At 68.6% G+C, this 19,725-nt stretch carries 26 protein-coding genes and 4 pseudogenes; 15 read left to right on the forward strand and 15 right to left on the reverse strand.

Annotation, left to right across the window (positions count from 1 at the left end; all coding sequences use genetic code 11):
* Nucleotides 1–38 precede the first annotated feature (38 nt).
* The 7 genes from OG542_RS00860 to OG542_RS00890 form a co-directional block, all read right to left on the reverse strand.
* Nucleotides 39–425 (reverse strand): protein kinase domain-containing protein, encoded by a 387-nt coding sequence (locus OG542_RS00860; RefSeq protein ID WP_328407275.1) that lies wholly within the window; start codon nucleotides 423–425, stop codon nucleotides 39–41.
* Nucleotides 426–689: a hypothetical protein gene (locus OG542_RS00865; protein WP_328407277.1), complete on the reverse strand. Its 264-nt coding sequence runs from the start codon at nucleotides 687–689 to the stop codon at nucleotides 426–428.
* Nucleotides 690–693: 4 nt separating this feature from the next.
* Nucleotides 694–996 (reverse strand): hypothetical protein, encoded by a 303-nt coding sequence (locus OG542_RS00870; RefSeq protein ID WP_328407278.1) that lies wholly within the window; start codon nucleotides 994–996, stop codon nucleotides 694–696.
* 68 nt (nucleotides 997–1,064) lie between these two features.
* The gene (locus OG542_RS00875; RefSeq protein ID WP_328407280.1) at nucleotides 1,065–1,301 is read right to left on the reverse strand and encodes a hypothetical protein; all 237 of its coding nucleotides are present in this window, start codon (nucleotides 1,299–1,301) and stop codon (nucleotides 1,065–1,067) included.
* 196 nt (nucleotides 1,302–1,497) lie between these two features.
* A complete protein-coding gene (locus OG542_RS00880) occupies nucleotides 1,498–1,677 on the reverse strand; it encodes a DUF6247 family protein (RefSeq protein WP_408057843.1) in 180 nt (59 codons plus the stop codon).
* Nucleotides 1,678–1,887: 210 nt separating this feature from the next.
* Complete coding sequence (locus tag OG542_RS00885; protein WP_328407284.1) at nucleotides 1,888–2,712, reverse strand: cytochrome c oxidase assembly protein; 825 nt, start codon at nucleotides 2,710–2,712, stop codon at nucleotides 1,888–1,890.
* Nucleotides 2,713–2,723: 11 nt separating this feature from the next.
* Nucleotides 2,724–3,287 carry a DUF2243 domain-containing protein gene (locus OG542_RS00890; protein WP_328407286.1) on the reverse strand — a complete coding sequence of 188 codons (564 nt, stop codon included), beginning with the start codon at nucleotides 3,285–3,287 and terminating at the stop codon, nucleotides 2,724–2,726.
* Nucleotides 3,288–3,623: 336 nt separating this feature from the next.
* Here OG542_RS00890 and OG542_RS00895 point away from each other — a divergent pair, with 336 nt between their 5' ends.
* The gene (locus tag OG542_RS00895; protein ID WP_328407288.1) at nucleotides 3,624–4,061 is read left to right on the forward strand and encodes a DUF2690 domain-containing protein; all 438 of its coding nucleotides are present in this window, start codon (nucleotides 3,624–3,626) and stop codon (nucleotides 4,059–4,061) included.
* A 201-nt stretch (nucleotides 4,062–4,262) separates the two neighbouring features.
* Here the strand turns inward: OG542_RS00895 and OG542_RS00900 are convergent, their stop codons facing one another.
* Together OG542_RS00900 and OG542_RS00905 are read right to left on the reverse strand one after the other, a co-directional pair.
* On the reverse strand, nucleotides 4,263–4,427 hold the full coding sequence (locus tag OG542_RS00900) for a hypothetical protein (protein ID WP_328407291.1): 165 nt from the start codon (nucleotides 4,425–4,427) through the stop codon (nucleotides 4,263–4,265).
* A gap of 1,344 nt (nucleotides 4,428–5,771) precedes the next feature.
* Entirely contained in the window at nucleotides 5,772–6,236 is a 465-nt protein-coding gene (locus tag OG542_RS00905; protein WP_328407293.1) for a substrate-binding domain-containing protein, read from the reverse strand.
* Nucleotides 6,237–6,399: 163 nt separating this feature from the next.
* On the opposite strand from OG542_RS00905, the gene OG542_RS00910 reads away from it, so the two are divergent.
* Together OG542_RS00910 and OG542_RS00915 are read left to right on the forward strand one after the other, a co-directional pair.
* A complete protein-coding gene (locus tag OG542_RS00910; RefSeq protein WP_328407295.1) occupies nucleotides 6,400–6,588 on the forward strand; it encodes a hypothetical protein in 189 nt (62 codons plus the stop codon).
* Nucleotides 6,589–6,844: 256 nt separating this feature from the next.
* Nucleotides 6,845–7,681, forward strand: coding sequence for an alpha/beta hydrolase (locus OG542_RS00915; RefSeq protein WP_328417695.1), 837 nt, complete (start codon nucleotides 6,845–6,847; stop codon nucleotides 7,679–7,681).
* Nucleotides 7,682–7,813: 132 nt separating this feature from the next.
* Here the strand turns inward: OG542_RS00915 and OG542_RS00920 are convergent, their stop codons facing one another.
* The gene (locus OG542_RS00920; protein ID WP_328407297.1) at nucleotides 7,814–8,590 is read right to left on the reverse strand and encodes a class I SAM-dependent methyltransferase; all 777 of its coding nucleotides are present in this window, start codon (nucleotides 8,588–8,590) and stop codon (nucleotides 7,814–7,816) included.
* On the opposite strand from OG542_RS00920, the gene OG542_RS00925 reads away from it, so the two are divergent.
* The gene (locus tag OG542_RS00925; RefSeq protein WP_328407299.1) at nucleotides 8,508–9,032 is read left to right on the forward strand and encodes a LysR family transcriptional regulator; all 525 of its coding nucleotides are present in this window, start codon (nucleotides 8,508–8,510) and stop codon (nucleotides 9,030–9,032) included. The genes OG542_RS00920 and OG542_RS00925 overlap by 83 nt on opposite strands.
* 30 nt (nucleotides 9,033–9,062) lie before the next feature.
* On the opposite strand, the gene OG542_RS00930 is transcribed toward OG542_RS00925, so the two are convergent.
* Entirely contained in the window at nucleotides 9,063–9,542 is a 480-nt protein-coding gene (locus OG542_RS00930) for an MmcQ/YjbR family DNA-binding protein (protein ID WP_328407301.1), read from the reverse strand.
* On the reverse strand, nucleotides 9,539–9,934 hold the full coding sequence (locus OG542_RS00935) for an MmcQ/YjbR family DNA-binding protein (protein ID WP_328407303.1): 396 nt from the start codon (nucleotides 9,932–9,934) through the stop codon (nucleotides 9,539–9,541). Before OG542_RS00935 ends, OG542_RS00930 begins: the two co-directional genes overlap by 4 nt.
* Before the next feature lie 111 nt (nucleotides 9,935–10,045).
* On the opposite strand from OG542_RS00935, the pseudogene OG542_RS00940 reads away from it, so the two are divergent.
* A pseudogene (locus OG542_RS00940) lies at nucleotides 10,046–10,990 on the forward strand (helix-turn-helix domain-containing protein).
* Between the two features lie 135 nt (nucleotides 10,991–11,125).
* Here OG542_RS00940 and OG542_RS00945 read toward each other — a convergent pair.
* Together OG542_RS00945 and OG542_RS40845 are read right to left on the reverse strand one after the other, a co-directional pair.
* Nucleotides 11,126–11,251 carry a hypothetical protein gene (locus OG542_RS00945; RefSeq protein WP_328407305.1) on the reverse strand — a complete coding sequence of 42 codons (126 nt, stop codon included), beginning with the start codon at nucleotides 11,249–11,251 and terminating at the stop codon, nucleotides 11,126–11,128.
* A gap of 180 nt (nucleotides 11,252–11,431) precedes the next feature.
* Nucleotides 11,432–11,593 (reverse strand): annotated as a pseudogene (locus tag OG542_RS40845) (cupin domain-containing protein); the annotation flags it as partial.
* A gap of 21 nt (nucleotides 11,594–11,614) precedes the next feature.
* On the opposite strand from OG542_RS40845, the pseudogene OG542_RS00950 reads away from it, so the two are divergent.
* Nucleotides 11,615–11,749 (forward strand): annotated as a pseudogene (locus tag OG542_RS00950) (aldo/keto reductase); the annotation flags it as partial.
* Nucleotides 11,750–11,753: 4 nt separating this feature from the next.
* Here the strand turns inward: OG542_RS00950 and OG542_RS00955 are convergent.
* Nucleotides 11,754–13,106 (reverse strand): C40 family peptidase, encoded by a 1,353-nt coding sequence (locus OG542_RS00955; protein ID WP_328407307.1) that lies wholly within the window; start codon nucleotides 13,104–13,106, stop codon nucleotides 11,754–11,756.
* 542 nt (nucleotides 13,107–13,648) lie between these two features.
* On the opposite strand from OG542_RS00955, the gene OG542_RS00960 reads away from it, so the two are divergent.
* The 9 genes and pseudogenes from OG542_RS00960 to OG542_RS01000 all read left to right on the forward strand — a co-directional run bounded on the left by OG542_RS00960 (nucleotide 13,649) and on the right by OG542_RS01000 (nucleotide 19,705).
* On the forward strand, nucleotides 13,649–14,035 hold the full coding sequence (locus OG542_RS00960) for a hypothetical protein (protein WP_328407309.1): 387 nt from the start codon (nucleotides 13,649–13,651) through the stop codon (nucleotides 14,033–14,035).
* A 174-nt stretch (nucleotides 14,036–14,209) separates the two neighbouring features.
* Nucleotides 14,210–14,338, forward strand: a pseudogene (locus tag OG542_RS00965) (TetR/AcrR family transcriptional regulator); the annotation flags it as partial.
* A gap of 152 nt (nucleotides 14,339–14,490) precedes the next feature.
* Nucleotides 14,491–14,805, forward strand: coding sequence for an SbtR family transcriptional regulator (locus OG542_RS00970; RefSeq protein ID WP_328407311.1), 315 nt, complete (start codon nucleotides 14,491–14,493; stop codon nucleotides 14,803–14,805).
* Nucleotides 14,806–14,940: 135 nt separating this feature from the next.
* The gene (locus tag OG542_RS00975) at nucleotides 14,941–15,678 is read left to right on the forward strand and encodes an NADPH-dependent F420 reductase (RefSeq protein ID WP_328407313.1); all 738 of its coding nucleotides are present in this window, start codon (nucleotides 14,941–14,943) and stop codon (nucleotides 15,676–15,678) included.
* Nucleotides 15,679–15,761: 83 nt separating this feature from the next.
* Entirely contained in the window at nucleotides 15,762–16,469 is a 708-nt protein-coding gene (locus OG542_RS00980) for a nitroreductase (RefSeq protein ID WP_261678296.1), read from the forward strand.
* Between the two features lie 227 nt (nucleotides 16,470–16,696).
* Nucleotides 16,697–16,888 (forward strand): hypothetical protein, encoded by a 192-nt coding sequence (locus tag OG542_RS00985; protein ID WP_261678297.1) that lies wholly within the window; start codon nucleotides 16,697–16,699, stop codon nucleotides 16,886–16,888.
* Nucleotides 16,885–17,694, forward strand: a complete 810-nt coding sequence (locus OG542_RS00990; protein ID WP_328407316.1) for a hypothetical protein — start codon at nucleotides 16,885–16,887, stop codon at nucleotides 17,692–17,694. The genes OG542_RS00985 and OG542_RS00990 overlap by 4 nt, the downstream gene beginning before the upstream one ends.
* Complete coding sequence (locus OG542_RS00995; protein WP_328407318.1) at nucleotides 17,691–18,623, forward strand: DUF6895 family protein; 933 nt, start codon at nucleotides 17,691–17,693, stop codon at nucleotides 18,621–18,623. The genes OG542_RS00990 and OG542_RS00995 overlap by 4 nt, the downstream gene beginning before the upstream one ends.
* Nucleotides 18,620–19,705, forward strand: coding sequence for a serine hydrolase domain-containing protein (locus OG542_RS01000; RefSeq protein WP_328407320.1), 1,086 nt, complete (start codon nucleotides 18,620–18,622; stop codon nucleotides 19,703–19,705). Before OG542_RS00995 ends, OG542_RS01000 begins: the two co-directional genes overlap by 4 nt.
* The last annotated feature ends 20 nt before the right edge of the window (nucleotides 19,706–19,725 follow it).

Below are 19,725 nucleotides of genomic sequence, written 5' to 3' on the forward strand. Positions count from 1 at the left end.
CACGCTGGCCGCGAAGCTCCACACATCGGTGCGACGGCTCAGGGGCGCGCCCCGCACCTGCTCGGGTGAGGCGTACGCGGGCGCAAACCGCCGTGTGTGACCAGAACCGTGGCCTGGTCGGCCGCTCGGCCGGAGGACGGCGGCCGGGTACCGAAGTGCCGGGCCCGCGCGAGCCCGAAGTCGGTGATCTTCGCGGTGCCCTGCCGGTCGAGCAGCACGTTGCCCGGCTTGACGTCCTGGTGCACCACCCCGCTGAGGTGGGCGTGGGCCAGTCCGCGCGCCATCTGGATCGCGGTGTCCAGAATCCGGCCCAGCACTTCGACGCGTGCTCCCCGGTAGAGCCGGCCCTCGTCGATGGACTCACGCAGGCTGCCGCCGTTCACGTACTCGGCGAAGACCCGCGGCACCCCGCCGATCGTGCGCACTTAGTGACATCCGCACAGGTGCGGGTGGAGTTCCAGCCCCACCCACGTCTCCGCCTCACGGACGAACCGTTCCCTGTCCGCCTCGTCCCGGAAGAGCTCCGGACGCGGGCTCTTGACGGCGAGATCGGTGCCCCACCCCAGGTGCCGCATCCGGTGAACGAGCCCCATGCCGCCCTCGCCGAGGGCACCGGTCACCTCATACACCCCGAGGACCAGGTCACCGACCCGCCAGTCCCGCGCCCCTGCCGCCGCCCCCTGCCGCATGGACTCAGGGTAGTGCGCGCGGCTCGGAGCTCACAGAACCCCGTTCGAGGTGCTGGGCGAATCGCTGGAGGCTGGGCAGGTCGGCAGCGGTGGCGGCTTCGATCCACGCCGGTAGCTGGTGGCCTTGCAGTTGGGTGAGCATGTGGGCGATGGAGCGCACGTGTCCGGCGAGTGTCCAGTTCGGGGCAGTTGGCCAGAGCTTCCCCCGGCCAGCGACTGAAACGATCTGAGTGCCGACGCTGAAGACGACGTTCTGCGGTTCGGTGGCCTGAATCCGCGGGCGGATCAGGTCGACCGCGCGGGCCATGCAGTTGGCGGTGACGTTGTTGGGTGAGACGGGTAACCGCGTTGTCATCGTCTTCCCCCTGGGTGAGGTCAGGTGTGTGAGGTGGCAGGTGGGGCGGAGAGCCGAGCGAGGATGAAGTCGACGCGCGCCGGGGCGGAGTCGACGGGCACGAAGATCGGCCGGTATCCGACGTCGTAGTAGCCCTGGATGATCAGCTGGTGGACCCGGGCGATCTCGCGTTCGCGGGCCCAGACCACGTCATCGACGGTGGTGAAGTCGTCCAGGGCGTCCAGGACGAACACGGTGTCGTAGCGGTAGGTACGCACGGCCTCCTCCAGCTCCGGGTAGGGCCCAGGCCGAAGAAGGCGTCCCAGCCGCAGCCGTCGGGGATGCCGCGGTTGTAGAACCGGTCGCCGGCCTTGTGGGCGCAGTACTCGGCAACGAAGCCCTCCATGACCTCGCGTGAGTACTCGCGGCGGTCGCTGACCTGCACCCACTTTCCAGCAGGATGGGCGCGCCCCCTCACGGCTCCGCAACGCACTGCGCGACGCGGGCCTGCCACACCTGGACCACCTCGTACAGCCCCGCGAGGGAGAAGGTCTTGCGGGATTCCTCCAGCGTCGTCGTCCACTCCTTCTGGAAGGCCGGCACCCACCGGTCCGCACGCCGGTCGGCGCCGTGGAGCCGTTCGGCCTTGAGCAGGGTGAACTCCCCGGCGCGCGCTCATTCGGTTGGTTTTGTTCACCCGTTTCGGCAGCAGTTGCGCACGACGTCGAGAGGCACCTCATCGCTGCGGTGTTCGACGTTCACGAGAAGCGACAGCACCTTCGGTGCGACTCGTAGACGCGTGATCGCGCGAAACGGAGGGCCGGGGCTGTCTGCCTCAGCGAAGCTGCTGTCTGCCGCTTGGTGTCAGCCGTGTGCCGTGACCTCACGAGGTGCGACAGCTTCACGGTGCGCCGCGCGCCGGTGTTCGGGGCGCCAGGTTGCGACCAGGGCAGCGGCCAGCAGCAGTTCGGCGATGTCGCCGCCGTAGTACATGATCTCCGCGCCGCCCTGGACCTGGTGGATGGGGGCGTGGATGTCGACCCAGAAGCCGCCGTACACCAGCTGGGAGATCACCGCGTGCGCCGCGATGGCGATACCGAGGTAGACCAGCCGGGCGCGCACGCCGGGACGGGCGGGAGCCGGGTCGGGACCGGCGATGACGTAGGCGAAGAGGCAGCCGGACAGCAGGAAGTGCGCCTGCAGCATCCAGTGCGCGGCCGGGCTGTCTGCGGTCGCGTTGTAGAGGGGGGTGAAGTAGAGCACCGCGAGGCTGCCCGTGGACAGGGCCAGCGCGAGCGCCGGGTGGGCGATCACCCGGGCGGGCGGGCTGTGCAGTACGGCGGTCAGCTGCCGCCCCCGGGCTGCCGGCAGGGTGCGCAGCAGGAGGGTGACGGGGGCTGCGAGGACGAGCGCGAGGGGCGCGTACATGCCGATGAGCATGTGCTGGGCCATGTGGCCGCGGAAGTCCTCATGCGCGAACGAAGCCACGGGCGGCAGGAGGGCCACTCCGAGCAGGGCGGTACCGGTCAGGAAGCCGGTGGTCCGCCACTGGCTCCAGCCCTGGGCCGGGTTGCGGCGGCGGGCCCGGCGGGCGAGCAGCAGGTAAGTGCCGGCGGCGGTCAGCAGGACGAGGGCGGGCAGCAGCCACCCGAGGAGGCTGCTGCCCGCAGTGTGCCCGTGTGCGGGCATGTCGTGGTCCATCACGCGGGCCGGCTCTCGTGCCCCTCGGCGGGGGCATCCGGGTCGAAGGGCCGGCCGCTGCGCTGGAGGAGGTAGCCGCCGGCGACCAGCAGGGCGCCCAGGACGAGGAAGCCGATGTCCCACCAGACCTGGCCGTCTCCGGCGTAGACGTGGTGGATGCCGAGGATGTGGTGGTCCAGTACGCCTTCGATGAGGTTGAACAGGCCCCAGCCGACGAGCATCCATCCCCATAGCACCCGGGAGGTCCAAACCCGCCGCCGGTTGTGGGTGACCCGCGAGTACAGGATGGCGAGGCCGAGGAGGACCGCGATCCAGCACACGGTGTGGAAGATGCCGTCCCACAGGGTGTTCATCTCCAAGCCCGAGACCGTGTGGGGGTTGTAGTACTTCACCCCGATGTGGTCCTCGTTGGTGCTGGAGAGCATGTGGTGCCACTGCAGGAGCTGGTGGAGCAGGATGCCGTCGACGAAGCCGCCCATTCCCACCCCGAGCACGATGCCCGGCAACTGGATACTCGCCGGCCGTGCAATGCCGTTCCGGGTCTCGCCCATCGTGGCGGCCATCCTCGTCTCCGCTTCTGGTCCTGGGCTCTGCTGGAAGCCACTTCAATCGCAGGTTCCACTCTCCACGGCACTCACGCGTGCGCATGTCCTCCACCCGGACCAGGCAGCGCGCGGTCAGAACTCGTGAACACTTCGCATAGCTCCTTGGGGTCAGGTGCCTCCCGAACCGGTGAGCAAGTGCTGACCAATCTCGTGAACAAAGCCACTCGGTGGAGTGATGTGTCGGCGGAAGAAGATTCCGGGTGCGCTGACCCGATCAGCATCCAGAGTGAGCACCGGTGCGCTGGGGATCATGCTCCACGTGCACCTCTCCTGGTTGCGCTGAAGGAGAGCCCCATGATCGTTCGCCGTTCGGTCCTCTCGTCCATCGGAACCGCCGTAGTGACCTCGGCGTTGCTGCTGACACCCGCGCTGTCAGCCGAGGCCGCTGCACCGACCGCGTGCAGGGGTTCTTCATGCACAGGGAAGAACCCCCAACGTGAAGGATGCGGTTCCGGCGCAAAGGTCATCGCCAAGGTGAGCCCCGCCGGCGGCGGGCCACGCGTGGAACTGCGCAACTCAGCCCGGTGCAGCGCCGCCTGGGCACGGATCCAGAAGGCGAACGAATCCTGGCGGTTCAAGATCGAGATCCGGGGCGGGCACTCGTACCCCGCGAACGCGTCGCCCTCCTATGAGGCGTACACGCAGATGGTCGGGTCGAGCAACGCCTACCGCGCCTGCGTGGAACAGTACGACGGTCGAGGGGGCAGCTGGTCCTGCACCGACTGGCATTGACGTTCTGACCGCACAGCGGGGCCCCGCGAAGGCAATGACGGCCCTCTGGGCAACGGCGTCCGCGCTCCCCTTACTCGGGGTCGGCGGATTGGCTGACCGCCCGGACCCGCGGTGACGGTCACCATATACAGTCCTGGCTACGATGCCGAACTCCCTGACCCCGGCAGTTGCGATGCCGGGTCAGGGCGTTGCCACGGGTGACTATCCGAGCCGGACGATGTTCCGGACCGTCAAGCGGCGCAGGGGCCGGTTCACCCAGTAGGTGAGGGACAGTTGGCCGACGGACGCGTAGCGCACGTCCTCGCCCGCGGAGTCGTCGGCGTTCCACTGCCGAAAGCCCCACGGGTCGCCGGCGGCGGCGTCCATGACGTCCCACACGGTGTCTTCGGCGTGCTCGGGCAGGGTGTCGAGTGCTCGACGCCACGGGCGACTCCGTCGCTGCTGGGTGGACTGGCTGGAGAGACGATCCGCACTCGATCCCTGGGCTGTAACCGCGGCGACTGCACGGTCTGATGACTGTCGCAGGTGTCCATATCGGGATCTTCCTACACCCGCCGAGCCGAAGGTGGGCCGTCTACATCAATCACTCACCGTCAGTGCAGCCAGGCCGCCGTCAGCGAATACGCGACACCTGAACATGCGAGCTCACCAGTCTCAACCCCCGGTACGCACGATCGGATTCCGTACGGTACGGAAAGGTCGGCGGACAGATAGCGGTGAGTGACGCACCCCCGCGCTCCCCTGCACAGGCACTGCAGGCCGCCCGCCTCGGCCCAACAGAGGCCTGGGCAGGAAGCGTTGAACCCGGCCAGCTGGATCGCCGGCAGGACTAACTCTGGGGGAATATCGCAGCCTGAGGCTGCGACAAGCGCAAACGTCGCGAGAAAATCAGATCACCCTGCCTCACCGACCGCACGGGGCACCCTTTTTCTTGGCGTGGCCGCCCCAATGACGGTATGCACCGCAGTCGCGACCACCTATGTAGCGGTGGCGACCTACCAGGATCAACAGGCAGAAAGAGACAAGAAGGACGCGAAGTCTCAGACTGATTTTGCCCAGCGGGTTGAGTTCACTGAGCAGATGCATGGTGTCGTAACGATAGACAATCCGAACAATTTTCCGCTAAATGAAGCGCGGATACTCTTCAATGCATTTAACCTAAAATACAAGCATGAGGCCACTCTGATCACAACCCCCACTTTGATTCCAGCCTGCAGCCGCGTGAGTATCAGATTCTCCGACGCAGTCAAGAACGAAGGGAAGGGGAACGGCGCTTGGAGCGAAAAGTCAAGTAAGGATCTCCGACGCCAGGGAGTTGCCGCTACCTTTCAGGATCGCGAAGGGCAGACGTGGGGATCGTCGGGTGCAGGGGCTTTCACATTGGGAAAGACACTGAATTCACTCTACCCTTACAGCCGCCCAGATGATCGAGACATTCATAACGTCACAAACCCAGTCGAATCAGGAATGAAGCTCACCAAGTCGTCTCGCTGTCTCGACAAGCAGGCCTGGCGGCGCACCTGTCGCAAGGTGATCCCGGGGCCCATACCGTCAAGCACGCTATGGAACAAAAACGCGTGCGCACGAAGAACGTCATGCCGGCAGAAGATCCGCCCCTCCGGGTGGACCTGAGCCGGCACGGTGCGCATTCGCCGCACTGGACACGACGGGCAAGAGGCGGCATCACGCGAGAACGACAGAGACTGACGTTCACCCGGACCATCGCCACCCGGCTACCACCAAAGGCTTGGCACGAACTCTCTCTTTAGGAGGACTTCCGGACGACCAGTCGGGGCGCAGGACCAGCTTGATTTCCGCCTCGGGCTCTTCGTTGAGTCGGGCGATCAGCAGGCGGTCCATCTTCCGGCCCATCTCCTCCCGAGGCCGCCGTACGGACGTCAGAGGCGGGTCGGTTTCGGCGGCGACGGGCGAGTCATCGAAGCCAACCACGGCGACGTCCTCGGACACCTGACGCCCTGCCTGCCGCAGCGCGTGTAGCGCTCCGGCGGCCATACTGTCGGACGCGGCGAATACGGCATCCACCTTGGGGGCCTGATCCAGCAGTTGCTGCATTGCGGCGACACCAGAAGCTTGCGTGGAGTTGCCGTTTGCCACTGCCGAGGGGGCCAGTCCGCTCTCCCGGAGCACGTCGTGGAAACCGGTAAGGCGGTCCACCCCGGCCTGGATGTCCAGGGGCCGGTGATGGTCGCGATACGGCGCCGGCCTCGCTCGACGAGGTGCCGGACCGCCAGCCGGGCGCCTTCAGTGTTGCGACGTCGACGGACCAGCCAGGGATGTAGCTGGTGGGGCGGCCCACCAGCACGGTGGGCGTCCCAGATTGTTCGATGTCAGCGGGCAGCGGGTCGTCGCCCTGGAACGAACTGAGCAGGACCCCGTCGACGTGGCGAGCCTTGAGAAACGCAGTCAGCCGGTCGCGGTCGTGCTGGGGCACGGCGATAGCCAGCAGCAGCTGGATCCCTCCGTCGGCGAGACCTGCGGTGGCCCTCGCACGATGGCCGAGAAGTAGGGCTCCTCCCAGAAGACCCGCTCCTGCTCGACGGCGACGACGAAGTGACAGTGTCGGTGCGTCACATCGCCGCCGTCGAGACCGCACCCCCGCCGTCTGGTTTCGCCCGACTCCCTACCTGCCTATTGCGCGAAGAAGCGTGAGCACCCACTATCAGGAAACCTGTTATTTTAAAGTTGTAACGAAGGGTGGCCGAGGCATGCCATTGAGTCCGCGAGTCCAGGCCAGAGGGATCCAACTGCTGCTCGGTCGGATGATGTCGCGGGTCCACAAGGACCTGCGCTTCGCGGACATCCCGAAGCGCACCGAAGCCCTCCTCGTGGAGACCGGCGTCGGCCCGGTGCCGTGCACGGTCTACCGCCCGCCGTCCGACACCGGAACCCCTGCCCCCGTGTACGTCAACTTCCACGGCGGTGGCTTCGTGGTCGGCCGCCCGGAGCAGGACGACCACATCTGCCGTTACATAGCCGCCGCGGCCGGCTGTGTCGTGATCAACGTGGACTATGCCGTCGCCCCGCAGCGGCAGTTTCCGGTGCCCGTCACCCAGGCGTACGACGTCACCGCGTGGGTCGCCGAGAACGGTCCCACGGGCGGGTGGGACGGCTCGCGCCTTGCCGTGGGCGGACACAGCGCCGGGGCCAACCTGACTGCCGCGGTCTGCCGCATGGCCCGGGACCGCGGAACCTTCTCGCCCCGGCTCCAGATCATCGACTCCGCACCGCTCGATCAGATCGCCGACCCGGCCACCAAACAGTCCCTCATCGCCAAGCCGCTGCTCAGCCCTCAGCTCATGCGGGTCTTCACGGCCGCCTACGTCCCCGACCCCGCCCACCGTGCCGATCCCCTTGTCTCACCCGCACTGGCCGATGACCTCGCCGGGCTCCCTCCCGCCCTCGTCATCACCGCGGAGAACGACCGCTTGCGCGAGGAGGGCGACGCCTACGCCAAGGCTCTGGAGGCCGCCGGCGTTCCGGTCGTCCACCGTGTCTTCCAGGGAGTCGATCACTACTTCACCCACACCGGTCCGGTACCTGCGGGGAAGGCCGCCATCGACATGATGGCAACCACCTTGCGCACCGCACTCAGCGTCTGATGCCAGCCGGTCGGGGCAGGCGAATCCGGCTGCGGTGCGACGGGGCCACGGAGCAGGAGGGTGTCCGGGCGGCCGGCCGTCGCACCACCACCCGCGGCACCTGGCCAGCCGACCGAAGCCTGGTGTGAGCGGCTATCGGCGGCGGCAGCAGAACTCTGCATGAGTGGGACGGGGAAAGGAGCGGGAGGCGATGTCGAACCCGGCTCGGTGCAGCATGCCCTCGACGATCCAGGTGTAGGTGGAGAACTCCTCTCGGAGGTGGGCTTCGAAGTCGGCCTTGGTGAAGCCCTCGCCGTCCGGGCGGCCTGCTGTGTTGATCCACTGCTGCAGGTGTGTCTGTGCGCTGGAGGGCTCGAAACTGAAGATCACGTCCCACAAGTGGAAGTACCCGCCGGGACGGAGCATCCCGGCCGCGTTGAGCAGGGCCTGCTGCTTCCAGAAGTCCGGGAGCTGGTGCAGGGCTGCCTTCGTGGTGACCACGTCGGCGAGAGGGCCCTGGTGGGTGTAGTCGAGAAAACCGGCGTGGTGCCATTGCGGCGTGACACCGAACCGATCGGCCCTCGCTTTGGCGAAGGCCAGCATTTCCTCGGAGACGTCCACACCGTGTGCGGCGGCTCCGCGTCGTGCGGCCTGGACGGGCAGTGAGCCGGTGCCGCACGCGAGATCGACCAGTTGGGTGCCTTCGGTGACGCCCAAGAGTTCCAGCAGCGCGTCGTCAGCTTGAGGGTCAGTGCCCTGGTTGCGGTGGTAGGCAGCGACTGCGGCTTTTGCTGCCCAAGTCGATGCCGGCCGGCGCATATTCAGAGAAGTACCAGACGGGACGGGGATGTGTGGTGTCGCTTCGTGGCATGCCCCGTTTGTAGGCTCCCCACAGAACTTACGGCAACGGCAACTTACGTACCGCGGCATTGCGAAGGGTGAAAGGTGCAGGACACACGACCAGTACCGGCTCTTGCTCCACCTCGCGGAGACGCTCAGCTTCACCCGCACCGCGGCTGACTGCCACGTCAGCCCTGCCACGCTGTCCCGGACCGTGCAGCGGCTTGCGGCCGCCACCGGACATCGCCTCCTCGACCGCGGGCCTCATGGGGTATGCCTGACCACGCACGGCCGCGCCTTCCGCCAATACGCAGCCGAAGCCTGGACCTCTGGGCCCGCTACCGCAGCGACGGTGCAGCGGACGACGACCTCAGCGGACACCTGCGGGTGTTCGGTGCGTTCCACGCCCCAGCGCCGGGCGCCCAAGCCGGAACCGTGCCCGGCGCCCCGGCGGGGAGCGGCTTCACGCCGAGGTCCCAGACCGGTCGGCGGTACTTGGCAGAGGACGTTGCCGGTGGCGTGGGTGAGGTAGTCGTAGGACTTCCCCCCGTCGTCATGGAGTTCAAGGTGCCCGCGGATTCACGGATGAATCCGGTGTCGACGCCGTTCGTCGTCGTGGACGCCAGACCGAGCGCGGTGTGGTGGAACCAGGTCGAACCGAGCTTGGTCCGCTCGGAGGACCCATACGGGGCTCGCTTTGTGACAGACCGTCGACGACCAGGTCGTAGGAGTGCTCGACCGCATCGTTGATCAGCTGCTTCGTGATGCCCCGCCCGGGCCCCAGCGAGATCCAGTGCCTCTTGTCGAGATAGCGGCCCGGGGTGATCGAGGTGTAGCCGTGCTCCAGTGCACGCGCGTGCTCGGGCTCGCACTTGACCGTGATGATCTGTTCGTCCGGGTCGTCGGTGACGATCAGGAACACCTTGTCCGCGACCTTGTACACGTCGAGTCCGGGGGTGAAGGGTCGGCCGTGGCTGACGTCGGGCAGGGCGAGGGCCGCCTTGCGGGCGGTGTTCTGGAGGTGGTCACCGGCCGCGCTCACCGGGCCGCCCGCGTGCTGGTGCCGTAGGTGTGCGGGTCGACGGGCTGCTGGGCCTTGGGCAGGTGAGCGACGACGAGCAGGTAGGAGTCGGTGACGAGTTCCCTGACGAGCTTCTTGTCGACGCCTGCCCCGCCCTCCAGTGTGATCCAGTGCTTCTTGTTCATGTGGTAGCCGGGGGTGATGTGGCTGTTGCTTTCCCGGAGGGCGTGGGCCTCGCCGGGGTCCGCCTTGAGGATCACGACGGGGCGCCCGGGGACCTCGGTCATCAGCATGAACACCTTGCCTCGTACCTTGAAGACCTCCCAGTCCGGGCCGAAGGGATGCTCCAGCTGCGCTCCAGGAAGTTCCTCCGCGCACTCGGCGGCGAACGTCTGCAGGGTCGATCCGTTCATGAGTGTTTCCTTCCTCGGGTGGTGGCGGGCAGGGGCGTCGGCCAATGACGCGGACGGCACGCCCCATCCTTTCCAGCGATGCGGGCAGAACGGGCGGTAGACTGCGGACACGTGATGGTCGACAAGCGACACCTCAGGGGTGCTCCACGCGGCGGGCGCAGCGGGCAGGCCGCGGTTCCGCTGTACGGCTTCCAACCCCCGGTCGGCACTCCGTACGGCCTCGAGGTGAGCACCGTCGAGGACTTCTTCGCCGAGCACGACGACTGGCCGTGGAACCCGCCCCGTCCCGGCCGCGCCACCTTCCACTACCTGATTCTCGTCACCGAGGGTGAGCTGCTCCACGACGTCGACCACGTCACGCGGACCGTCGCCCGCGGCCAATGGCTGTGGGTACGTCCCGGGCACGCGCAATGCTGGCATCCACCGGGCGCCGCCCGCGGCTTGTTCATCCTGTTCGAGCCGGACGTGCTGACGTCCGACGCCGCCCCCCTGTTGGCCCCCTGTCACCGCGCACGAAGCCCCTGCCGTACTGAGCCCGCACCCCGATGACGCGGCCTGGCTGCGGCAGACGGCGCTCCAACTCCTGGACGAGCACCGTGCACTGGGGCGGCGCCTGCTCGATGTCCACCACGCCCTGCGGCGCAGCCTGCTCGAATCGCTGCTGCTGCGCCCCGCCAACTCCCCGGACGTCACCTCCGACGGCGCGTTGGCGGGCGGCACGGGCCGCAGGGACACGTACGCACGGTTCATGGACGCCCTGAGCTGCACTTCCGGGAACTGCACCGGGCTGCGGACTAGGCCGGGCTGCTCGGCTGTTCGGTTCGCACCCTCAGCCGCGCGGCCCGGGACACCACCGGCAAGGGGGTGCGTGAGGTCATCGACGAGCGGCGGCTGCTCGAAGCCCGGCGCCAGCTGAGAGGTGGCGGTTGGGACGCCCGGGCTGTGGCCGTCCATCTCGGATTCACAGATCCCGCGAACTTCGGCCGCTGCTTCCGTGGCCACACCGGTCTCACCCCGGCCGCCTTCAGGGCCCGCGAAACCAGGACCGGCATGTGAGGCGGGCGCGGCACAAGCACGCGTCCCCACGGCCGCCACGGCCTTGATCGCGTCCGGAGCGGGGGGCAAGCCGAGGCCGACCGCCTCCTTCGATCGCTTGCTCACTGGCCGGGGGTGCGTCACCTGGATCCCCGGTCAGGACGCGATCGCCCCTGTCGCGGTCTGGGCGAACGCCCAGTTGGAGTGCACGATGCGCCACTCGCCGTCGATCAGCCGGTACGCCTCGGTGGCGTTCCAGGCGCGCAGCTGGCATGAGTCCACGGTGCTGAGTCCGTTACCGATGAGGCCTATCTCGTACCCGGCGGCCGAGCGCCTGACGCCCCTGTGCCGCGGAGGCTGTCGACCGCCAGAAGAGCTCCGGTCCCACTTGCGTGAGACCGGGGCTTCCAGTGGCCTGCCGGGGGCCGGGCGGCCATACGGCCCGGCCATCCGTCGGCCCGGATTGACGGCGGCGGTGGCGCCGATCTGAGGCTGTGCGAGCTCCGCCGTGAGAAGTTCGACGGTCCTGTTGAGCTGTGCGTCCTCCCAGGCTGCGATGTGCATCGGCCGAGTAAGGGAGCTGAGCACCGGTGTGCTCACCTCCGGGTCCTGCTCATAGTGCAGGGGCTCTTCTCCACCCTGGACGAACTCGGCATCGGCTTCGTCGCCCACTCACCCCTCGGCCGCGGGTTCATCACCGGCACCGCCGAGCCCGCCGGCCAGTACGAAGCCACCGACATGCGCGACGTCGACCCGCGCTGGCAGCCGGGCAACTTCGAGGACGTCAGGCCGGGCGGACCGCGCCCTTGATCGCCGACTGGCCGGCGAAGAACACCGGCTCCTCGCGGATGAGCGCTCCCGGACCCGGGGCGTGAATCATCATGCCGTCCCCGCTCCAGATGCCGACGTGGCCGAGGTCGTCGTGGAAGAAGACCAGGTCTCCGACTTGGACGTCAGCGAGTGAGACTTCCACTCCCGCTCCCCACTGGGCCTGGGTGGTCCGGGGAAGCGTGACGCCGGCAACCTTCCACGCGGCCTGGGTGAGACCGGGGGCGTCGTATGATCCCGGCCCTACCGCGCCCCATACGCAGGGCCGACCGATCTGCGCTCGGGCGAAGGCGACCACTCGCTCGGCCTGGGTGCTGTGGCCGGTGTCCGGCGACAGCCAGGATCCACCGTAGACACCGGGTGTGAGGGCGGTTGAGGGAATTTCGCCTGCCGTGAAGGTAACCGGTTCCGCCGGGGCGGCAGTCGCTGTCGGTGCGGCGGGGACGGGTGCGGTGGCCGACTCGGCGGGCACTGCCGGAACAGGAGCCGCCAGGGCAGATGCAGGGATGCTCGGCAGACCGGCGCCGTAGGTCGGGGTGGTGACGTCGACCGGTGGACCGGAGGTGTAGTAAGCGGTGGGATCGGCTGGCAGAGCCGTGGCATACGGCGCGGGCGCGCCGCTCGCCGGACCGGCACCGTACGTCTCCACTCCGCTTGTTGGAAGGTCCGCATGGTGAGTACCCCCGGTGGGGCGCGGGACGGTGGGCAGCGCCGCGGCGGACTGCGGGCCGGGCAGTGGGCTGGACTCCAGGGCGGGCGCTGGTGCGAGCTCGTACAGCGGCCGCGCCGCCACGTCGCCGAGGACCGGCTGTGCACCGGCACGCCAGGCGCTCTCGTCCCGCCGGGACTCGCCTGCCGCAGCCGGTGCGACACGCTGGTCGGAGAGGTCTGGGAGGAATGCAGTGCTCGATGCCTGAAGTGATCCGCCGGTCAGCTCCCGCGCAACACTGGTGGGCGCCTGGGGCGCTTCGGGAGCGCGGGGTTCCGCGGGAAGTGCCGCCGGGCGCACGGGACGTGCTGCCTGCGGCGCGCGGTCGGGACGGACCGGCAACCTCCTGTCCGGCTGCGATGCCGGCACGGTCGGGCCCAGCTTGGCGCGGGCGGCGTCGAACCACTGCCGGACAAGGGTTCCGGCCGCGGGCTCCGTGTTCTTCTGGGGCCGGCTGGGGGCGGCCGCGCCCCGCTGGCGCGGGATCGCAGCGGCGCGGGTCGCGTTGAACCTGCCCGTGTCGCTCTCGGCCCGGTCGTAGAGGCTGTCGATCCGCCGCCGGACCTCGTCAGGGCTCGGCCCTTCGCTCTCATTCGCCAACGTGGGAACCAGCAGAGTGCGAGAGCCGGGCCTCAACGGTGGAGGCCTCCGGGGCAAGGGAGTTGGCCTTGCCCGCGAAGCTGGTCACTTCTGGGCGCGAGGTTCGTTTCGACGCCATGGAAAAGGGCGCTCCTTCCGTCCGAGAGTGCACGAAACCACCGGCCTATCAGTGGAAGTCGTGCACGTAGTGACCAACTTAGCTAACTTGTGAGCCTTCCGTGAAGATCGAAGCCTGAAAACGCCCGATATGCTTCCGTGACCTTTCCCTCTCCAATCGGAGTCCTACGCAATCCATCTCATAGGTGCAGATCTTGGACCGCATTGGGACATAGCGGGCTACTGAGTAAGTGCTGAGAGGGGCGTGACGGTCGCGCCGCTGCCGGATGACGTGTGCGCCCGCCTGCCCGAGGGCCTCGACCCTTCCGTGCGGGCGGCCTTGCTGGTCGATCACCACACTCCGGGCATGCATGAATACGGAGTGTTCCAGCTCGCTGGCCTCTCATCGTGGGCCTCGACGAAAGGCCACAGCCATGTCCTCGGCCATGCGTAAGACGACGAAAACTTCGGTGGTACGGCGGCTGGCCGCCGCGGCCGTCGCACTGGGCAGCTGCCTGGCGCTCGTCGGCCCGGCGGAAAGCGCCGGCGCGGCGCCCGCCGACCCCGGACCGACCGTCTTCTTCGGCGACTCCTACACCGCCAACTTCGGCATCGCACCCTTCAACCAGGACGGCGACAGAACCTTCTGCTTCCAGGCGGAGGAGATGAAGAAGGCCGTCGCGGACGCGGGTGCCGGCTTCGTCGACCTCCACGACGACACTGGCAGCAACACGGCGTGCGACGGCCTCAAGGCCGAGCAAGTGGCCGACCAGGCCGAACAGGTCTTCAACGGAAGGTCCCGCCTCGATGGCGTTTACCCTCTCCCCGCCTGACGTGGCCTTTCTTCGGTGTCGTGTGACCAGGTGTGCCGGTCCTCATGCTGTCCCGGCATGGACGGAGCAGCCGTCACGAGTTGACCGGACGCTGCCTCCGTTTTACTCTCGAACCCATACGGAGTCAGCCTCCGTTTTTCGTGGACCGACAGAACGTAGGAGACAGGCGGGCGTATGAGCGACAAGGGACAGCAGGGGCGTAAGCCCCGTGCGGACGTCCAGCGCAATCGTGCGGCTCTCCTGGAAGCGGCGCAGCGTCACTTCCTGAACGAAGGCGTCGGTGCCTCGCTGGAGGCGGTGGCCAAGGAGGCGGGTGTCGGGCCCGCCACGCTGTACCGGCACTTCCCCGCCCGGGAGGCGCCGCTGGCGGCCGTGCTGCAGACGCGCTCCGAGGAGCTGGTCGCCCGCCGGGCGGAGATCGCGCAACTCGGTGATGCCTCCAAGGCGCTGCGGCAGTGGCTGCGGGCGATGAGGAGTACTTCAGCGCCTTCAGCCGGCTGCCGGAACCGCTCATGGCCGCAGCCAGGGAGCGGAAGCCGGACAACCCGCTCACCCCTCCCTGCGATGACCTCATCGCGACCACCGACGAGTGCCTGCGGGCCGCACAACGTGCGGGCTACGCACGGCAGTCCGTGAAGGGGTACGACCTGTTCCTCGCGGCTGTGTCTGTTGCCTGGATCAGCGGCACCGGCGCCACCGACGAAGAATCACTCGGCCGTCTGCGCGCTCTCAGCGAGAGCGGATACCGCGAACAGAACGACGAAGAGTAGGCCACCGGCCGCTCTCCTTACAGCCGGACATCGGCGCCGCCGGTCATTCCTGCGGTGTCGCATGCCCGCGCGCAGTCATCCATCACACCCGGCCACCCCTTCAAGGGGGTGGCGCAACCTCGAGAGGGACGAATCATGAAAATTGGCGTTATCGGCACAGGGCCGATCGGGACGACGCTGACGCGCAGGCTCAGCGCCGGCGGACACGACGTTGCGGTGGCCAACTCCCGGGGACCCGAGACGATCGGTGCCGAGGCGCTGGAATTCGGGGCGCACGCGATGACCGCGGCCGACGCCGTCCAGGGCAAGGACGTCATCGTTCTGTCCATCCCGTTCGGGCGAATCCCGGCGATGGCGCCGTTGTTCGCCTCCGTACCCGGCCAGACCGTAGTCATCGACACCTCCAACTACATGCCCCACCGGGACGGCGCCATCGAAGCGGTGGACAACGGCCAAGTGGAGAGTCTGTGGGTCACCGAGCAGCTGGGGCGGCCCGTGGTCAAGGCGTGGAACGCCGTGCTGTCACAAACGTTCCAGGCCAAGGACGCTCCGGCGGGCACCCCGGACCGCATCGCGCTGCCGGTCGCGGCTGATTCCGAGGAGGCGCGGCGTGTGGGCATGCGCCTGGTGGACGAAACGGGCTTCGACCCCTTCGACGCCGGCACTCTGGCCGACTCCTGGCGCCAGCAGCCGATGACGCCCGCCTACTGCACCGAACTGGGCCTGCAGGACCTGGAGAAGGCCCTTGACTCGGCCGACCGGGACGAGGCCCCGCGCAACCGGGACCGCATGATGGAGCGCTACTTCGAGTACGCCTCCACGCCCACGCTGGAGCAGCTCGTCGAGCTCAACCGCTCCCTCCACCGTTGTTGACACGCCGTGCGCTGCCGCCGCGTCCAACCCCGTGAGACGCAACCGTGGCCTCCGCCACGGACCCACCCTTGAAAGGAATCGTTTTGCCCGCCACGGCTTCGCCCATCACCGACATCGTGCGCTCCCGGTACTCCGTCCGGAAGTTCCACCCCACCCCGCTGTCCCCGTCGGACATCCGCGGCGTGCTGGAAGATGCTCAAGCCGCCCCGTCGAACTGCAACACCCAGCCCTGGACAGTGCATGTCGTCTCCGGTGCGGCGCGCGACGCCCTGAGCAAGGAACTCCTAAAGGCCGATGAGGAGGAGCGATTCTCCTCCGACTTCTCCTTCAGCTACGCCGACTTCGGCGAGGGCGCCTATCTCGACCGGGCGCACGACCACGCCGCGACCGTGTACGGAGCTCTGGGGATACCCCGCTCGGACCGGGCAGCAAGGAACGCGCATGCCCGGGAGAACCTGGACTTCCACGGAGCTCCCCACGCCGCGTTTCTCTTCATGCCGAAGTTCGGCGACGGAGTGCGGGTGGCCGGTGACATCGGCATGTACGCACAGAATTTCCTGCTCTCGTTGACGGCCCGGGGACTCGGCGGCATTCCGCAGACCATGCTCGGGATGTACGCCGACACCGTCCGCGAGTTCCTGGACGTTCCCGAGGATCTCAAGCTGCTGTTCGGCATCTCCTTCGGTACCGCCGACTTGGCGGCACCGGCGAACAGCTTCCACGTGGGACGCATCGCGCTGGAACAGAGCGTTGTCCTGCACGACACCCCTGGAATCCTCGACGCGCAGTAGTGCGTGCGCAGCCGAACTGAATCTTCATGGCTCACATCCGTATCGCTGGGGACTGAAAGAGCTGGTTCAGGGCGATGTCATGCTCGAAGACCGGCGAGATGAGGCAGAGGGCGCCACGCGTGCACCCTATTGATTCCTTCGAGTGGTTTACCCGCCGACACGGCCATTTGACGCACGTTCATGGAGACGCTCCGTGTAGTGAACGCGTACTTCTTCCAGGAGGAACGATGACGATCGAAGTGCTGCGGAAAGACTGCGTCACGCTGGACGCGGAGCTGTTGGAGGAGCTGGTGACCTCCAACGAGACGCCGGTCAGTGACGCTCCGCCGCCCACCCCCGAGGGATTGGGCAGCGACCGCCCGACCTTGCTCACCCTGCTCCTCTCGCCGAAGGAGCCGAAGGAGCCCCGCCGCCGGTGATCACCGAGAGGTCACGTGCTGCCCACTGCGCCTCCGCCGAACTCCTGGCGAGCAGAGCCCTGGAGGCCCTGAAGGGCGCAGGGGGCAGCACGATCGTGGCGTCGCTTCTCCAGGAAGCGGCAGGGGCCGACGGGACCACCGGGGCGACCGGCCTGGTGACCGCGACGGGCGCCGTGCGCCAGTTGGGGGCGGACGCGCTCGCTCCCTACGTGCTGACCGGTCAGACTCCTGCACCGGAGGAGTCGGCCGCCGTACGCCTCACCCTGGCGGCGCTGCCTCCCGCGCCACGGCCGCCCACCGCGCCCCCGCGCGGGCCGGAGCCGCCGTGGATCCGGGCTTGGATCGACTGGGGCCTGGTCACACTGCTGACCCGCCTCGCTCCCGGCACCCCGCAAGCTTCGCCCCCGATGCCGTCAGGGCCACCCCACTGCGACAGCACCGTGCCCCGCCACCACCCCGCGACCCGCACTCCCCAGGGCGGAAGCGGGGAGGGCTGGGTGCCGTGGGCGCTGCGGATGGGACAACTGGCGTCACTGGCCCTGCCCGGCCTGGACACTCCCGTCCACGAGGCCGCACGCTCCGGTGCCGAGGCGCTGGCCCGGGGCGCCACCCGCAGCCTGCTGCGGCGGGACTTCGTCACCGCGGCGCGCGTGACCCGCTGGCTGGCCTGGCTGGCAGCCGACAACGTCGCCCTCCCCCTGGACGCGGCCCTGCTCGTCGAGGACATCGCCCTGCGCGGCGGCGGAAACCGCTGCCTCCTGGACGTGGAGATCTGCCACCACATGCTCGGCTTGGAGGGCGTATGAGCACGGCGTTGGCCCAGACAGCCCATGACGTTGGTTCCCGCGCCCTGCACTGGCTGCACGCACATAGACAAGCGGGCGCGCTGGACGGCCGGGACCTCGCCGGAGACATGGAGGCTTACAAGGCCCTGCTGGAGACCGCAATGGCCGCCTCGTTGGTCCTGCGCGACGGTGCCGCGGGGAGCGAACGGTGCGCACTGGCCCACGAGTTGCTGGACTTCGCCTGGGCACAGCTGAAGGACGGCACACTGCTCTACGAGCGTCTCCTGCGCCAGCCTCTCGCCACCGATGCCGTTGAGGGGTACGCCCACTTCGCGCGAGTCGGCTACCGCCACACCGGCATGGAGCGGCTCATCACGCACTTCGCCGCGACGGGCACCGCCCGGACCGTCGAATACGTGCCCAACCGTCGGCTCGCCATCGCCAACGCCCTCCGCGTCACCGGCCACGACCAAGGCGCGGACGACTGGGAGAAGCTGACGCGGGCAACCTGGCTCGGCAGCACCCCGCAGCCCTGGCACCTCGACTGGATGACCGGCTACGCCATCACCCACACCGTCTTCCACCTCACCGACTGGGGCCGCGACCCCCGCGGACTGCCCGACGACCTGGCCGCCTACCTGGCCCTCTGGCTGCCGGTATGGACCGATGTCTGGGCAGAGACCGGCCAGTGGGACCTGGTGGGCGAACTGCTGATCATCGGCAGCTGCCTGCCCGAGCCGTACGGCGAGCTCGGCGACTGGCAGCGCCTGGCCGAGGTCCAGCACGCGGACGGCCTGGTGCCCCGTGATGACCACCCCGTCGGCGACGACCCTGTCACCCGGTTCCAGGATCACCAGCACCCCACCATCGTGGCCGCCGTCGCCGGCACCATCGCCCTCACTCGGGCCCTGGACACCCCTCCCACCCGCGCACCCGACAGTCACGCATGACCTGCCACAGCGACAGCCCGGCGGACGCCGCGGACCGCCTGCACGCCCCCGCACCGGTGCGCGACGCCCTGCACGCTCTGCTGTCCGCAGCACCACAGGCCAGCACCACCGCGATCGGCCTGCACCGCAAGGGCCGCCGCGGGCTGCTTGTCCGCGGCCGCACCGCGCACCACGGCGGGGTACCGGCCGACGCCGGCACCCGCTTCGAAGTCGGATCCCTCACCAAGACGTTCACCGCCCTGCTACTGGCCGAACAGGCCGCCCGCGGCGAGCTGGATCTCCACGACCCCCTCGCCCGCCACCTGCCGGCCGGCACCGCCCTGCCCCCGAACAGCACCGTTCTCACCCTCACCCACCTGGCCACCCACACCTCCGGGCTGCCTCGCCTCCCGCCCGGCCTGCTGCGCTCCGCCGCGCCACGGCTGCTCACCAACCCCTATGCCCGCTTCACCACAGACGACGTGTTGCACACACTGGCCCGCACCCGCCTGCGGGCCGCGCCCGGCACCCGCGTGCGCTACTCCAATTTCGGGGTCGGTCTGCTCGGCTACGCCCTGACCGGCGCGGCCGGCCTCGGCCACACCTCGTACCCCGCCCTGCTAGACGACCGCGTACTCATGCCCTTCTACCTGCGAGACACCGGCTGCACCACCAGCGCACCCACGGGAGGCACGCAAGTCACCGGCCACTGGCGCCGCCGGGTGCGGCCCCCGTTCCACATCCCCGGTCTCGCCGCAGCTGGAGCCCTCCGATCCAGCGCCCGTGACCTGCTCACGTTCGTCGAGAACCTTCTCGACCCGGCCTCCGCCGAGGTCCCGACCGCGCTCCGGGCCGCCCTCTTCGATGTACAGCGCCCGCGGCTCCGCCTGCCGCGTGGCAGCGGCCTGGCGCTGATCTGGAACATCCGTCCCCGCCGCGACGGCTCGCACCTCTACCACCACTCCGGCGGCACCCGCGGCTGCACCGCCTTCGCCGGTTTCAACCCCCACCACGGCACGGCCCTGGTGGCCCTGGCGAACACCGCACCCGGCGCGGGCAACACCCTCATCCAAGACGCGTACACCACCCTCCTCGCCCTGTAACAGCCGGTCGGCTCCCAGCG

The sequence above is a fragment of the Streptomyces violaceus genome (assembly GCF_036014075.1).
GTDB lineage: Bacteria > Actinomycetota > Actinomycetes > Streptomycetales > Streptomycetaceae > Streptomyces > Streptomyces violaceus.

Coding starts and splice junctions, on each gene's coding strand:
- OG542_RS00895 (WP_328407288.1), top strand. CDS start 3,624: ATGATCGTTCGCCGTTCGGTCCTCTCGTCCATCGGAACCGCCGTAGTG.
- OG542_RS00975 (WP_328407313.1), top strand. CDS start 14,941: ATGAAAATTGGCGTTATCGGCACAGGGCCGATCGGGACGACGCTGACG.
- OG542_RS01000 (WP_328407320.1), top strand. CDS start 18,620: ATGACCTGCCACAGCGACAGCCCGGCGGACGCCGCGGACCGCCTGCAC.
- OG542_RS00890 (WP_328407286.1), bottom strand. CDS start 3,287: ATGGCCGCCACGATGGGCGAGACCCGGAACGGCATTGCACGGCCGGCG.
- OG542_RS00865 (WP_328407277.1), bottom strand. CDS start 689: ATGCGGCAGGGGGCGGCGGCAGGGGCGCGGGACTGGCGGGTCGGTGAC.
- OG542_RS00870 (WP_328407278.1), bottom strand. CDS start 996: ATGGCCCGCGCGGTCGACCTGATCCGCCCGCGGATTCAGGCCACCGAA.
- OG542_RS00920 (WP_328407297.1), bottom strand. CDS start 8,590: ATGCCGCGGTACGTAAGTTGCCGTTGCCGTAAGTTCTGTGGGGAGCCT.
- OG542_RS00900 (WP_328407291.1), bottom strand. CDS start 4,427: ATGGACGCCGCCGCCGGCGACCCGTGGGGCTTTCGGCAGTGGAACGCC.
- OG542_RS00960 (WP_328407309.1), top strand. CDS start 13,649: ATGCGTAAGACGACGAAAACTTCGGTGGTACGGCGGCTGGCCGCCGCG.
- OG542_RS00915 (WP_328417695.1), top strand. CDS start 6,845: ATGTCGCGGGTCCACAAGGACCTGCGCTTCGCGGACATCCCGAAGCGC.
- OG542_RS00995 (WP_328407318.1), top strand. CDS start 17,691: ATGAGCACGGCGTTGGCCCAGACAGCCCATGACGTTGGTTCCCGCGCC.
- OG542_RS00925 (WP_328407299.1), top strand. CDS start 8,508: ATGTGTGGTGTCGCTTCGTGGCATGCCCCGTTTGTAGGCTCCCCACAG.
- OG542_RS00935 (WP_328407303.1), bottom strand. CDS start 9,934: ATGAACGGATCGACCCTGCAGACGTTCGCCGCCGAGTGCGCGGAGGAA.
- OG542_RS00885 (WP_328407284.1), bottom strand. CDS start 2,712: ATGCCCGCACACGGGCACACTGCGGGCAGCAGCCTCCTCGGGTGGCTG.
- OG542_RS00985 (WP_261678297.1), top strand. CDS start 16,697: ATGACGATCGAAGTGCTGCGGAAAGACTGCGTCACGCTGGACGCGGAG.